This window comes from Enterobacter sp. MEB024 (assembly GCF_030209635.1).
Lineage (GTDB): Bacteria > Pseudomonadota > Gammaproteobacteria > Enterobacterales > Enterobacteriaceae > Enterobacter > Enterobacter ludwigii.
Genome location: NZ_JARVRQ010000001.1, coordinates 60177 through 73645 on the forward strand (window position 1 = coordinate 60177; position 13469 = coordinate 73645).

At 55.8% G+C, this 13469-nt stretch carries 11 protein-coding genes; 6 read left to right on the plus strand and 5 right to left on the minus strand.

Annotated features, from left to right (window positions below; genetic code table 11):
• Position 1: 1 nt before the first annotated feature.
• The 3 genes from QRN24_RS00305 to QRN24_RS00315 all read right to left on the minus strand — a co-directional run bounded on the left by QRN24_RS00305 (position 2) and on the right by QRN24_RS00315 (position 4025).
• Complete coding sequence (locus QRN24_RS00305; RefSeq protein ID WP_014168795.1) at positions 2 to 562, minus strand: fimbrial protein; 561 nt, start codon at positions 560 to 562, stop codon at positions 2 to 4.
• Between the two features lie 448 nt (positions 563 to 1010).
• Positions 1011 to 2795, minus strand: coding sequence for a diguanylate cyclase (locus QRN24_RS00310; RefSeq protein WP_284942202.1), 1785 nt, complete (start codon positions 2793 to 2795; stop codon positions 1011 to 1013).
• Between the two features lie 120 nt (positions 2796 to 2915).
• Complete coding sequence (locus QRN24_RS00315; protein WP_020885256.1) at positions 2916 to 4025, minus strand: AI-2E family transporter; 1110 nt, start codon at positions 4023 to 4025, stop codon at positions 2916 to 2918.
• A gap of 336 nt (positions 4026 to 4361) precedes the next feature.
• Between QRN24_RS00315 and mmuP the strand changes: the two genes are divergently transcribed.
• The 6 genes from mmuP (at position 4362) to tauD (ending at position 10290) form a co-directional block, all read left to right on the plus strand.
• Positions 4362 to 5762, plus strand: coding sequence for an S-methylmethionine permease (gene mmuP / locus QRN24_RS00320; RefSeq protein ID WP_025205021.1), 1401 nt, complete (start codon positions 4362 to 4364; stop codon positions 5760 to 5762).
• On the plus strand, positions 5749 to 6681 hold the full coding sequence (gene mmuM / locus QRN24_RS00325) for a homocysteine S-methyltransferase (protein ID WP_284942203.1): 933 nt from the start codon (positions 5749 to 5751) through the stop codon (positions 6679 to 6681). Before mmuP ends, mmuM begins: the two co-directional genes overlap by 14 nt.
• A gap of 196 nt (positions 6682 to 6877) precedes the next feature.
• Positions 6878 to 7840 carry a taurine ABC transporter substrate-binding protein gene (tauA, locus tag QRN24_RS00330; protein WP_014168800.1) on the plus strand — a complete coding sequence of 321 codons (963 nt, stop codon included), beginning with the start codon at positions 6878 to 6880 and terminating at the stop codon, positions 7838 to 7840.
• A gap of 10 nt (positions 7841 to 7850) precedes the next feature.
• Entirely contained in the window at positions 7851 to 8618 is a 768-nt protein-coding gene (gene tauB / locus QRN24_RS00335) for a taurine ABC transporter ATP-binding subunit (protein WP_160890650.1), read from the plus strand.
• Positions 8615 to 9442 (plus strand): taurine ABC transporter permease TauC, encoded by an 828-nt coding sequence (gene tauC, locus QRN24_RS00340; RefSeq protein ID WP_014168802.1) that lies wholly within the window; start codon positions 8615 to 8617, stop codon positions 9440 to 9442. The genes tauB and tauC overlap by 4 nt, the downstream gene beginning before the upstream one ends.
• Positions 9439 to 10290 (plus strand): taurine dioxygenase, encoded by an 852-nt coding sequence (tauD, locus tag QRN24_RS00345; RefSeq protein ID WP_040016774.1) that lies wholly within the window; start codon positions 9439 to 9441, stop codon positions 10288 to 10290. The genes tauC and tauD overlap by 4 nt, the downstream gene beginning before the upstream one ends.
• A 44-nt stretch (positions 10291 to 10334) precedes the next feature.
• On the opposite strand, the gene olsF is transcribed toward tauD, so the two are convergent.
• A complete protein-coding gene (olsF, locus tag QRN24_RS00350) occupies positions 10335 to 12035 on the minus strand; it encodes a bifunctional ornithine lipid synthase OlsF (protein ID WP_020885252.1) in 1701 nt (566 codons plus the stop codon).
• A gap of 132 nt (positions 12036 to 12167) precedes the next feature.
• Positions 12168 to 13142, minus strand: coding sequence for a porphobilinogen synthase (gene hemB / locus QRN24_RS00355; protein WP_020885251.1), 975 nt, complete (start codon positions 13140 to 13142; stop codon positions 12168 to 12170).
• Positions 13143 to 13469 lie beyond the last annotated feature (327 nt).

Sequence of the window (13469 nt, forward strand, 5' to 3'; positions counted from 1 at the left end):
ATTAATCGTAGCTAAAAGAGTAAGTTGCGTCGGTAACGACTTTACCGGTGGTGACAGAAGCACCGCCAAAGTTGTAGTAGTTCGCATGCATGGTCAGCGTAATACCGTCGGTGCTGGAAACATCATCCGACGTGAGGCCGGTATTGAAGGCGGTATCAAACGGTACGGCAGTCTTGCCATCGGATGTCAGGGTGATACCCACACCTTCTGCGCCGCCTTCGCTGTAGTTTTTCAGGTATTTACCGTCGTCAGACAGGTTGCTGCTGGTGAAGGTGATTTTGAGGGTTTTGGTGCCTTCGTCTGCCGCGGTGCAGTTTTTCAGGCTCATGGTGAAGTCTTTTTCGTTAGCCGTCACGATGCCCGCGGTTTTCCCCATATCGGTAAGGGTAATCGGAGACAGATTGACGGTGAAATCAGAACCATTGTTGGTCGTCACATCACAGGTTGTATCTGATACTGAACCGTTAAAGGTAATTGTGCCACCTGCAACACCCGTGCTTTCTGCCGCCATTGCTGCACCAGAAAACATGATAGCCGCTGCGATTAATGTCTTATTGAACATGTTTTATATCCCGTTTTTTCATTTTCGATGTACCTGGTACTTCCAGGGTGGGGAAACAGCGTTTCGGAACACTGTTTTACCCACTCTTTTGGTCGGGATATAAAACCATTTAATGCGCATTTTGGTAAACGCAAATATCGATTAAATTGATTTTTTAAATTTAAATGACTGCTTTTTAATTTTTATATAGATTTATGTTCTTTTGGTTGAGGGGCTGGAGGGGAGGTAGAGAAACGATTTCCTGTTTAAAGACGTGCTCAAAATCGTCATATGACGATCTTTGCAAGGATCCTGGACAGGCATAAAAACATTACTCTGCACAGTGAGTTACAATAATGAAACGAAATTAACATTACCAAAACAAGTACGGCAATGAAGCACGCTGTTTCAGGGAAGACAAAGAAGGGGAAAAGACACTGCCAGAAGGGATAACAGTCTCTTTTTTTAACTATTCAACTTCGAGCGTACTAAAACTGACGATACGAGAACGCCCTAATTCCTTCGCACGGTATAAGGCAACATCTGCCGCGCGTAACAGGTTGTCGCTTTCGGCATGCTGAGGGTAGCTGGCGATTCCGATAGAGACATCAACTGGACCGATTTCGGTCAGTCCACTGCGCACCGTTAACGCGTGAACGGCGTCAAAAATCTCGTTTGCGAAGGTAAAGGCAACCTCTTCATTTACCCCTGGCAGGAGTATCAAAAACTCCTCTCCGCCAAAGCGAAACGCCAGGCCATTCTCACGGACCGCCCGTTTCACAATGCTGGATACGCTTTTAATAACCTGATCACCCGCTTCATGGCCAAACCGGTCATTAATGCTCTTGAAGTGATCGATATCGATCATCATGCAACTCAGGGGTTCGCCGTTACGAATGGCCTGTGTCATTTGGGTATGAAGCGTATCTTCCAGATGATGGCGATTACGCAAGCCGGTCAGCGGGTCGAACAATGCTTTTTCAAGCAACGCATCACGTAGCCGCTGGTTTGCCAGCGCCAGACCGAGCGCTTCGGCCATCAGTTCGAGATAAGCACGGGCAGGGGCATTTTCCGCGGTGATATTCTGCAATGAGAGTAGACCAATGGCCTCGCCCTGGGCAATAAGCGGCACGCACAGCGAACGATACGCCAGTGATTCTGGCAGATGATAGCAAGCGATATCCGGCTTACCGCTGAACGGGGGATGGCTCTGACCACGCCTTACTGCCCAGCATTCGTCAGGATGAAACATCATCTCCTCTCCCGTGGGGGAGAGCCACTGGGCAACGCAGCGCATCTGCCAGGGATCGCGGTCAAGGACATAGAGCCGGCCAGGGACCCCCGGGGCGATATTGGGGGCAAACATCTCCGCCACGTTGATAACATCGGTAAAGTTCTCACACCCTTGCAGCCGCTGCGTCATGCGGGCCAGCAGTTCGCGGACAGCCCAGTCGGCGTCGCGCTCTTTTTCCAGCCGTTGCCGGGCAAGGCCGTTTTCACGAAAAATACGGATCGCCTGCGCCATATCGCCAATCTCATCAATCTGATTAAAATTCGGCGTTTCGACGGCGTAATCCTGCGACGCCAGACGGTGTACCACGTCGCTCAGGCGCACCACGGGGCGCAGCACGCGGCGTTTCAGGATAAAGCCCAGGACAAACAGAAACAGCAGGGCGGTCAGGCCAACCATCAGTTCAGAGGCCGTACGCAGCGCTTTCGATTTTTTGGTGGCATCCTGCACGGACGCAATCACCCGCTTGTCGAGGATCTGGCGAAAGTGATCAATCTGGTTTTGTGCGCGTTCCAGTGCCTGCTCATAGGGCGCACCATAAAGCAGGGCAATGGCCTGGGCATCTTCTCCCCGTTCTGTATTGGTGAGGGCCGTCTGCTGTTCATCCTGTAGCGCATCGATAATCTTGAGACCTTCCCGCAGCAGGGCCAGCTCCTCATCAGACGCGCCGTTATCGCGCAGTTTATCCAGCCTCAGCTCGACATTTTTCAGGTTGTTCTCTGACTGGCTGTATTGTCTGAGGGTTTGCGGATCTTTTTTTATCACGTACAGGCGGGCTAAATCGGACTGCGCCCAGGCGTCGGTTTCAATATCCTCCGTCAGCTCATCAAAGCGCTGCCGCTGTTCAACGGCGTGACGTTCCACGGTGTCGGCATTGGATGCCATCAGCATGATGATGCCTGAGACAAGGGTCAGGCAGACCGTGGCACCATAGGCCCAGTTAGTTATCGTTGCGATTCGCACCTGTGGATCCTTTTACGACATGAGAAGGATGGCGTTCTTTCAAATTATAGAAAACGTTTGATTTAAGGCGAAAAAAAAGGCGGCACAGTGCCGCCTGGTGTGGTCTTTATCGTCATATCATCACAAATCTGGAGGGTTTTTTCCTTCCTCGATGAAATCCGCATCCAGCTCTTCGGCGTTACCCGCGTGATCGCGACCGGAGAACAGGTTCCAGCAGGCGATGAACAGCGCGGCGATCAGCGGCCCAATCACAAAGCCATTAATGCCGTACAGCTCCATCCCGCCAAGGGTTGAGATGAGGATCAGGTAGTCCGGCATTTTGGTGTCTTTCCCCACCAGCAATGGACGCAGGATATTGTCCACCAGCCCGACAATGATGACGAAGAAGCCAACGATAAAGAGACCCTGCCAGAGCTGATGCGTGGCGAACAGGAAGATGGCGGCCGGCACCCAGACAATGGCCGAGCCGACGGCCGGAACCAGCGAAAGGAACGCCATCAGCGCGCCCCAGAGTACGCTACCGTCAATACCAGCGATGGCAAATGCAATCCCGCCGAGCGTGCCCTGAACCACCGCCACTACCGCCGTACCTTTTACCGTTGCCCGCGAGACGCCGACGAATTTGGCGAACAGATGCTGTTTGGCAAAATCAGACAGAGGAAGCGAATCAAGGATCTGGCGTACCAGATACGGGCCATCTTTTAGCAGGAAGAACAGCAGATAAAGCATGATGCCAAAGCTGATCGCAAAGCCAAACGTCCCTTTACCAATCAGAAACGCGCTGCCGGCCAGATACTGTCCGCCCTGCAGTGCTACATCGGAGAGTTTTTTCTGGATTTGCGCCGCGTTCGTCAGGTTGTGGTCCGCAAGGAAGCCGCTGGCCCAGCCTGGCAGGTGGTTAAAGATGCTCGCCACCACTTCCGGGAATTGGGTATTGTTCGCTTGCAGCTTGGTGTACACCACGTTCAGTTCAATGGCGAGCGATGAAAAGATCACCATCAACGGGATAAAGACGATGAGGCAGATAATGCCGATGGTTAACAGCGAAGCCAGTCCGTTGCGATCGCCCATCGCCGCGCGCAGCTTGTTTTTTACCGGGTTAAAGATAACGGTAAGAATGGCGGCCCATAAAATCGCAGAGAAGTAGGGGGAGAGCACGTCGAAGAAAGCCCAGGTGACAAGGGCGAGTATGAAGATAAAGAAACCTTTGGTCAGTCCGTTAAAGCGCATCAGTTGATCCTGTAACGATGAAACTGTGTCGACTATAGAACTGATTGAGGGATTTACCAAGAATTGCGCTGCTGTAAAACCCCGCGTATGAACCCGCTCGTTACGGATACCACTTTCGACTGACCGAAGAACGCCAGGGTCCGCGCCATGCTGTAAGTATCTGCTTGCGGAGGTGCTTATGGCCTGGCGTCCGTTCCTGTATGTGATCCTCACAACCCACCCCAGACTCAGCGCGCGGCGCGCCCGATTACGTCTGGTCGTCTAGCTTTTTCTTAACAATCGCGGTATAACACACCTTCTTTGGATGTTTAGATGTCCATACGTATAGAAGGTAATATGCAAACACAACAAGAAAATGGGCAGCTTAAGCGCACCATGAAAACACGCCACCTGATTATGCTCTCGCTGGGTGGGGTCATTGGGACAGGGCTATTCTTCAATACTGGTTATATCATTTCAACGACCGGGGCCGCGGGAACGCTGCTGGCATACCTGATTGGCGCGCTGGTGGTCTGGCTGGTGATGCAGTGTCTGGGCGAACTTTCCGTTGCGATGCCGGAAACCGGCGCGTTTCACGTCTATGCCGCCCGCTATCTTGGCCCGGCAACAGGCTATACCGTGGCGTGGCTTTACTGGCTTACCTGGACGGTGGCGCTCGGGTCGAGCTTTACCGCCGCCGGGTTCTGTATGCAGTACTGGTTCCCGCAGGTGCCCGTCTGGACGTGGTGCGTGGTGTTCTGCGTGGTGATCTTCGGCCTTAACGTCATCTCCACGCGCTTCTTTGCCGAAGGCGAGTTCTGGTTCTCGCTGGTGAAAGTCATCACCATTATTGCCTTTATTATTCTTGGCGGTGCTGCGGTGTTTGGCTTTATCCCGATGCAGGACGGTTCTCCCGCGCCGGGCTTAACCAACCTTACCGCCGAAGGCTGGTTCCCGCACGGCGGCCTGCCCATCCTGATGACCATGGTCGCGGTGAACTTCGCCTTCTCCGGGACAGAGCTTATCGGTATCGCGGCGGGTGAGACGGAAAACCCGCACAAGGTGATTCCGGTTGCCATTCGTACCACCATTGCCCGGCTGATCATCTTCTTTATTGGTACCGTGTTTGTGCTGGCCGCGCTGATCCCGATGCATCAGGCGGGCGTGGAAAAAAGTCCGTTTGTACTGGTGTTCGAAAAGGTCGGTATTCCGTACGCGGCTGATATTTTTAACTTCGTGATCCTGACGGCCATCCTGTCGGCGGCGAACTCGGGCCTGTACGCTTCTGGCCGCATGCTCTGGTCGCTCTCGAATGAAAAAACGCTGCCGCGTTGCTTTGCGCGCGTTAATAAAAACGGCGTACCCATGACGGCGATTTCTGTTTCAATGCTTGGCGGCGTACTGGCGCTGTTCTCAAGCGTGGTGGCACCGGACACGGTGTTTGTCGCACTGTCCGCCATCTCAGGCTTTGCTGTGGTGGCGGTCTGGATCAGCATCTGCGCGTCGCATTTTGTCTTCCGTCGTCGCCATCTTCAGTCTGGTCAGCCGCTTTCCGCTCTGCAGTATCGCGCGCCGTGGTATCCGCTGGTGCCGGTGCTTGGCTTTATCCTCTGCGTGGTGGCCTGTGTTGGTCTGGCATTTGACCCGAGTCAGCGTATTGCCCTTTATTGCGGGCTTCCGTTTGTTGCCCTGTGTTATGGTGCCTACTACCTGACCCGAAACATGACATCGCAGGAGCCTGAACATGTCGCAGAATAATCCGCTTACCGCCATCCTTGAAAAACAGCCATTTGTGGTGCTGGATGGCGCGATGGCGACGGAACTGGAAGCGCGCGGTTGTAATCTTGCAGACAGCCTGTGGTCTGCCAAAGTGCTGGTTGAAAACCCGGATCTTATCCGCGACGTTCATCTGGACTACTACCGGGCGGGAGCGCAGGTGGCGATCACCGCCAGCTATCAGGCCACGCCTGCGGGGTTTGCCGCACGAGGCCTGGATGAGGCGCAATCCCGCGCGCTGATTGGCAAAAGCGTGGAGCTGGCGCGTAAGGCGCGCGAAGCGTATCTCGCGGAAAACCCTCGTGCAGGCACGCTGCTGGTCGCGGGATCGGTTGGGCCGTATGGTGCATACCTGGCGGATGGTTCTGAGTATCGCGGTGACTACGTGCGAAGCGCAGAAGCGTTTACCGATTTCCATCGCCCGCGCGTGGAAGCGCTGCTGGATGCCGGGGCAGATCTGCTGGTCTGCGAAACGCTGCCATCCTTTGCTGAAATCAAGGCGCTGGCGGCGCTTCTGGCCGAGTATCCCCGGGCCCGGGGATGGTTCTCGTTTACCCTGCGTGACAGCGAGCACCTCAGCGACGGCACGCCGCTGCGCGAGGTGATTTCTGCGCTGGAACGCTATCCGCAAATTGTGGCGCTGGGGATCAACTGTATCGCGCTGGAAAATACCACCGCGGCACTGAAACATCTTCACAGCCTCACCGCACTGCCGCTGGTGGTCTACCCGAATTCGGGGGAGCATTATGACGCCGTGACCAAAACCTGGCATCACCATGGCGAAGCCTGCGAAACGCTGGCGGGCTATTTACCCCAGTGGCTGGCGGCCGGGGCGAAGTTGATTGGAGGATGTTGCCGGACCACGCCGAAAGACATTGCGGAGCTAAAGGCGCAGCGCTGATGCCGTGTGTCGTCTGATGCATTCACCTCATCCCTCTCCCGTCGGGAGAGGGAGCCAGAATAAACCTCACAAAATTCACTATCCTTTGCCACTTTTTTTCTAAAAACGAATCGGAATTAACGATTCTTTTTTATTCCTTTATCAAAATTCCTGCGCCGGAAATACTGCCCTCATAACAACAAGGGGAGCAGTCACAATGGCAATTTCATCGCGAATTACACTTCTCGGCGCGCTGGCGCTGTGGGCATTTCAGGCACAGGCGGTAGACGTTACCGTCGCGTATCAAACCTCTGCGGAACCGGCAAAAGTTGCGCAGGCGGATAACACCTTCGCCAAAGAAAGCGGCGCGAAGGTGGACTGGCGTAAATTCGACAGCGGGGCGGCCGTCGTGCGCGCATTAGCGTCCGGCGATGTGCAGATTGGCAATATCGGTTCCAGCCCGCTGGCAGTGGCTGCCAGCCAGCAGGTGCCTGTTGAGGTTTTCCTGCTGGCGTCACAGCTCGGGAATTCTGAAGCCCTGGTCGTGAAGAAAAACATCACCCGGCCGGAAGATCTGATTGGCAAGCGCATCGCCGTGCCGTTTATCTCCACCACCCATTACAGCCTGCTGGCGGCGCTCAAACACTGGGGCATCAAGCCGGGCCAGGTGCAGATCATCAACCTGCAGCCACCCGCAATTATTGCCGCCTGGCAGCGTGGGGATATCGACGGCGCTTACGTCTGGGCACCTGCCGTGAATGAGCTGGAAAAAGACGGCACCGTGCTGACCGATTCCGAACAGGTGGGGCAGTGGGGGGCGCCGACGCTCGACGTGTGGGTCGTGCGTAAAGACTTCGCGGAGAAACACCCTGACGTGGTGAAGGCGTTTGCTAAAAGCGCCATTGACGCCCAACAGCCTTATCTCAGCAACCCCGATGCGTGGCTGAAAGAGACGGGCAATCTGGAAAAACTGTCGCGCCTGAGCGGCGTTCCGGAAGCGGACGTGCCGGGGCTGGTGAAAGGCAATACCTATCTCACGCCTGCACAACAGGTCCAGCAGCTCAATGGGCCGGTCAATAAAGCGATTGTCGATACCGCTACGTTTCTGAAAGAGCAGGGCAAAGTGCCTGCGGTGGCGACAGATTACAGCCAGTACGTGACCGATCGCTTTGTGAAATAAGGGGGAAGCGATGCTGAATATTACAAATCTGTCTGCTGATTACGGCGGTAAACCCGTGCTGGAGGAGATCAACCTGACGCTGGACAGCGGTGAATTGCTGGTCGTGCTGGGTCCGTCCGGGTGCGGCAAAACCACGCTGCTGAATCTGATCGCCGGGTTTGTACCGTATCAGCAGGGCTCCATCCAGCTGGAAGGGAAACGGGTCGAGGGCCCGGGTGCAGAGCGCGGTGTGGTCTTCCAGAGTGAAGGGCTGCTTCCGTGGCGCAACGTGCAGGAAAACGTCGCCTTCGGCCTGCAGCTTGCGGGGGTTCACCGTGAACAACGGCTGGCGACCGCGCGTGAGATGCTAAAAAAGGTGGGGCTGGAGGGCGCTGAAAAACGTTTTATCTGGCAGCTTTCCGGTGGCCAGCGTCAACGGGTCGGGATTGCCCGCGCGCTGGCGGCAAACCCACAGCTGTTGCTGCTGGATGAGCCGTTTGGTGCGCTGGACGCCTTCACCCGTGAGCAGATGCAAACGCTGCTTTTGCGCCTGTGGCACGAAACGGGCAAGCAGGTACTGCTGATCACCCACGATATCGAAGAGGCGGTGTTTATGGCGACCGAACTGGTGTTGCTTTCGCCGGGGCCGGGTCGTGTGCTGGAGCGGTTGCCGCTCAGCTTTGCCCGTCGCTATGTGGCCGGTGAACCGGTCCGCAGTATCAAATCCGATCCGCTGTTTATTGAACAGCGCGAATATGTTTTAAGCCGCGTATTTGAACAACGGGAGGCATTCTCATGAGCATTGTCTTCAGTGAAAAAACGCGCCGTCCTCGTCTCGCGTTACGCTGGCCGTTCTCTCGCCAGATCACGCTGAGTGCGGGCACGTTGCTGGTATTGCTCGCGGTCTGGTGGGCGGTGGCAGCGCAACAGTGGGTTAGCCCGTTGTTCCTTCCGCCACCGGGACAGGTGCTGGCGAAACTCATCACCATCGCCGGGCCGCAGGGTTTTATGGATGCCACGCTCTGGCAGCATTTAGGTGCCAGTCTGGCGCGTATTCTGGTGGCGCTGCTGGCGGCGGTAGTGATTGGCATCCCGGTGGGTATCGCGATGGGGCTGAGCCCGACGGTGCGCGGCATTCTCGATCCGCTGATTGAGCTATACCGTCCGGTCCCACCGCTGGCCTATCTGCCGCTGATGGTTATCTGGTTTGGCATCGGGGAAACCTCGAAAATTTTGCTGATTTATCTGGCGATTTTTGCCCCGGTTGCTATGTCGGCACTGGCTGGGGTGAAGAGTGCGCAGCAGGTGCGGATCCGCGCGGCGCAGTCGCTGGGTGCCAGCCGTCTTCAGGTGCTGCTGTTTGTGATTTTACCGGGCGCACTGCCGGAGATTTTAACCGGATTGCGCATTGGCCTCGGGGTGGGCTGGTCAACGCTGGTGGCGGCTGAGCTGATCGCCGCCACGCGCGGATTAGGGTTTATGGTGCAGTCGGCGGGAGAGTTTCTGGCGACTGACGTCGTGCTGGCAGGGATCGCGGTGATCGCCGTGATCGCCTTTGGATTAGAACTGGGGCTGCGCGCGCTACAGCGACGTCTGACGCCCTGGCATGGAGAAATACAATGAGTGAACGTCTGACCATCACCCCGCTGGGGCCATACATTGGTGCGCAGGTCTCCGGCCTGGACGTGACCCGTCCACTGAGCGATAACCAGTTCGAGCAGTTGTACCACGCGGTGCTGCGCCATCAGGTGGTGTTCCTGCGCGAACAGGCGATCACCCCGCAGCAGCAGCGTGCGCTGGCCCTGCGCTTCGGCGATCTGCATATTCACCCGGTCTATCCCCATGCGGAAGGCGTGGAGGAGATCATCGTGCTGGATACCCATAACGATAATCCGCCGGACAACGACAACTGGCATACCGACGTGACGTTTATCGAAACGCCACCTGCTGGGGCGATACTGGCGGCGAAACTGTTGCCGGACACCGGTGGAGATACGCTGTGGGCCAGCGGTATCGCCGCCTTCGAGGCGCTGTCCGTACCGTTCCAGACGCTGCTGAGCGGGTTGCGGGCCGAACATGACTTCAAAAAATCCTTCCAGGAGTACAAGTACCGGAAAAGCGAAGAGGAACATCTGCGCTGGCAGGACGCGGTCGCGAAACATCCGCCGCTGCTGCATCCGGTGGTGCGTACGCACCCGGTGACCGGTAAGCAGGCGTTATTTGTGAACGAAGGCTTTACGACGCGGATCGTAGACGTGACGGAAAAAGAGAGCGATGCGCTGTTAAGCTTCCTGTTTGCCCATATCACCAGGCCGGAATTTCAGGTGCGCTGGCGCTGGCAGGAGAACGATCTGGCGATCTGGGACAATCGCGTGACGCAACACTATGCGAACGCGGATTATCTGCCGCAGCGTCGGATTATGCAGCGGGCGACGATTTTAGGGGATAAACCGTTTTACCGTGCGGGCTGATGCCTTCACCTGACCCTCTCCCGACGGGAGAGGGGAAAGCAGGGTTACAAATGCGCCTCAATATAGCGCTGATAGCGGTTCGCCTTCAGATAACACAAATCCACCAGCACCAGGCCGTCAACGCAGTTGTTGAATGCCGGGTCGCTTCCGAAATCAATAAACTGTACGCCACCCGGTTCGCACAGCTCGGAATACTGCTTGTAGAGCGGCGGAATGCCACAGCCCAGATTGCCGAGCAGGGATTTCAGCTTCGTCAGATCGTCGACATAATCCACGCCGCCAAACTGCGCCAGCACATCCGGAAGCGATGCCGGGTAGGGCTGGCGTGACGCCGCGAGCGGATGGCTTGCCGGGAACCAGAGGCGGTAAAACGCCACCAGCAGATCCCGCGCGGCAGGCGGTAAGCCGCCGGATATCGAGACCGGACCAAACAGATAGCGGTAGTGGGGATAACGCGCCAGATAGGCACCAATGCCTGACCACAGATAGTCCAGACCTCGGCGTCCCCAGTAGCGCGGCTGAATAAAGCTGCGCCCGAGCTCAATGCCGTGCTCCAGCACATCCTGCATTTTGTCGTCGTAGTGGAACAGGCTGTAGCTGTACAGTCCTTCCGGCCCCCGACGCTCCACTTGTCTGGCGGTGGGCATAAAGCGATACGCGCCGACAATCTCCAGATCCTCATCGTCCCATAAGATCAGATGCAGATAATCATCATCGTAGCTGTCAGTGTCCCGGCGTTTACCGCTCCCTTCTTCCACCGCGCGAAAAGCAATTTCACGCAGGCGGCCCAGTTCGCGTAGCAGTGGCGCCTCTTCCTGGCCGTTACGCTGCCAGAGATAGATGGATTTTCCATCGCCGGTTTTGCCCAGACATTCAGCCTGCGCCAGCTCGCGTTTTAGCGTAGCCCGGTCTTCCGGACGGGCAATGGCGCACTGGGTTTTAAAGACGCCAGGCACTCCCTTGCCAAGACGTATCACGTGCTGACGGCACTTTTCGGCCATCTCACGCGACGAAAGGGTGGCGCTATACCAGTCACTCCAGGCAATCTGCTGACCGATTGTAATCGGCAGCTGGCTATGGCGACGGCGGAACATCTGCTGCATCAGCAGCAGCATGGATAACGTCGGCGACACCAGCGTGCTGGCATAAAAGAGGAGGCTGTTGTGCGCCTGAATATGTACCGGCAGCAGCGGGGCGCGCAGTTTGGTGGCGAGTTTGATAAATCCCGAGTGCCATTTTTTATCGCGAATGCCTTTTCGCGTCGGCCGGGAAACTTCACCCGCCGGGAAGAAGATCAGCACGCCCGCGTTTTGCAGATGTTGTTCCATCTGTACCAGCGACGTTTTTGCCGTTCTGCCGCCCATATTATCGACCGGGATAAACAGCGAGCTTAGCGGCTCCAGGTGGGTCAGCATCCGGTTGGTCACGACTTTGACATCGCGTCGTACGCGTGAGACGGCGTACATCAGCGCCAGCCCGTCCAGAGTACCTGTCGGGTGGTTGGCAATGATAACCAGAGGGCCATGTTCGGGGATTTGTTCGAGATCGCGGGCGGAAACGGTGCAGAGAATATCAAGGTGCTCCAGAACTTGCTCCACCATATCCAGTCCTTTCAGGTGGCGGTGTGCTGCGGCAAATTGCTGGAATTCTTCTTCGTAAAACAGCCTTTTTAACAGACTTTTTTGCCAGGGTGCCGGCCTCGCCTGAGGCCAAAGGTCATCGAGAACGCTATCGAGACTAAACATGATCACTCCTCCTGCCGTCTTGCGATGACAGTAGAAGGGGGAGATGTCGGTTGTATTGCAGTTTGGTGAAGTTTCGTGAGGCAGGGAGAGCAGGCCGGGTCAGGCGAAACCGCCCCCCGGCACCGTTGCGCCTTAGCGCAGAATTTTCTTCTCAGCCAGATCCAGCGCAAAGTAGCTGAAGATCAGATCCGCACCCGCGCGTTTGATCGCACCCAGGCTTTCCAGGATCACTTTCTCTTCATCGATCGCGCCCGCCATGGCGGCGAATTTGATCATCGCGTACTCGCCGCTGACCTGGTACGCGCCCAGCGGCAGCGAGGTGCGTTCGCGAATATCACGCAGGATGTCGAGATAGGCTCCCGCCGGTTTCACCATCAGGGCGTCTGCGCCCTGGGCTTCATCGAGCAGGGATTCACGGATAGCTTCCCGACGGTTGAGCGGGTTCATCTGATACGTTTTACGATCGCCTTTCAGCGCCGTACCGGCTGCTTCACGGAACGGGCCGTAGAAAGAGGAGGCAAATTTGGTGGAGTAGGACATGATGGCCGTGTCGGTAAAACCGGCAGCATCCAGCGCCTGGCGGATAGCCTGCACCTGCCCGTCCATCGCAGCCGATGGCGCGATGAAATCAGCACCCGCAGCGGCAGCAACCACCGCCTGCTTACCAAGATTCAGCAGGGTAGCATCGTTATCCACACCGTGATCGCACAGCACGCCGCAGTGGCCGTGAGAGGTGTATTCGCAGAAACAGGTGTCGGACATCACGACCATTTCCGGCACGGTCTCTTTGCAAATGCGCGACATACGGGCGACCAGACCGTCCTCTTTCCAGGCATCGCTGCCGGTGGCGTCGGTATGATGGGAGATGCCGAAGGTCATCACCGAGCGGATCCCTGCATTGGCGATACGTTCAATTTCACGCGCCAGATGTTTTTCAGGAATGCGCATCACGCCAGGCATGGCTTCGATGGCCTTGTAGTCGTCAATCTCTTCTTCGACAAAAATCGGCAACACCAGATCGTTTAAGGTCAGTGTTGTCTCTTCAAACATAGCGCGTAGTGCGGGTGACTTGCGCAGGCGACGGGGACGAGCAATTAAATCGGTCATGGTATGCCTGAGGTTTGTGGAACAAAGAGGGTTAGTGTACCTCAAAGTGAAAGAGGGTGTTTTACCAAAGTGGGCATTTTGTCGAGGGGAAAATCCCGATGCCAACGCGTTATGCGATCAATAATATACACCCTTCCACTGGCGTTAATTGTTTACGAAATATTGGTTTTATTTCTATGATGAAATAAATATATCATTGAAAATGATCTATTTATTTTTATTATATTTTTTATCTTTATAAGAGGGTGTTTTAACTGCTTGTTTTATAATGATTATTGATGGCATTGTATCGCTACTGCATTATTTTCATGTTGTTTGTCTGAATGC

What these genes read in the sequence shown, in the direction of transcription:
- tauB (WP_160890650.1), top strand. Translation starts at nt 7,851, where the DNA reads ATGCTGAATATTACAAATCTGTCTGCTGATTACGGCGGTAAACCCGTG.
- QRN24_RS00315 (WP_020885256.1), bottom strand. Translation starts at nt 4,025, where the DNA reads ATGCGCTTTAACGGACTGACCAAAGGTTTCTTTATCTTCATACTCGCC.
- mmuP (WP_025205021.1), top strand. Translation starts at nt 4,362, where the DNA reads ATGCAAACACAACAAGAAAATGGGCAGCTTAAGCGCACCATGAAAACA.
- mmuM (WP_284942203.1), top strand. Translation starts at nt 5,749, where the DNA reads ATGTCGCAGAATAATCCGCTTACCGCCATCCTTGAAAAACAGCCATTT.
- olsF (WP_020885252.1), bottom strand. Translation starts at nt 12,035, where the DNA reads ATGTTTAGTCTCGATAGCGTTCTCGATGACCTTTGGCCTCAGGCGAGG.
- QRN24_RS00305 (WP_014168795.1), bottom strand. Translation starts at nt 562, where the DNA reads ATGTTCAATAAGACATTAATCGCAGCGGCTATCATGTTTTCTGGTGCA.
- tauC (WP_014168802.1), top strand. Translation starts at nt 8,615, where the DNA reads ATGAGCATTGTCTTCAGTGAAAAAACGCGCCGTCCTCGTCTCGCGTTA.
- tauA (WP_014168800.1), top strand. Translation starts at nt 6,878, where the DNA reads ATGGCAATTTCATCGCGAATTACACTTCTCGGCGCGCTGGCGCTGTGG.
- tauD (WP_040016774.1), top strand. Translation starts at nt 9,439, where the DNA reads ATGAGTGAACGTCTGACCATCACCCCGCTGGGGCCATACATTGGTGCG.
- hemB (WP_020885251.1), bottom strand. Translation starts at nt 13,142, where the DNA reads ATGACCGATTTAATTGCTCGTCCCCGTCGCCTGCGCAAGTCACCCGCA.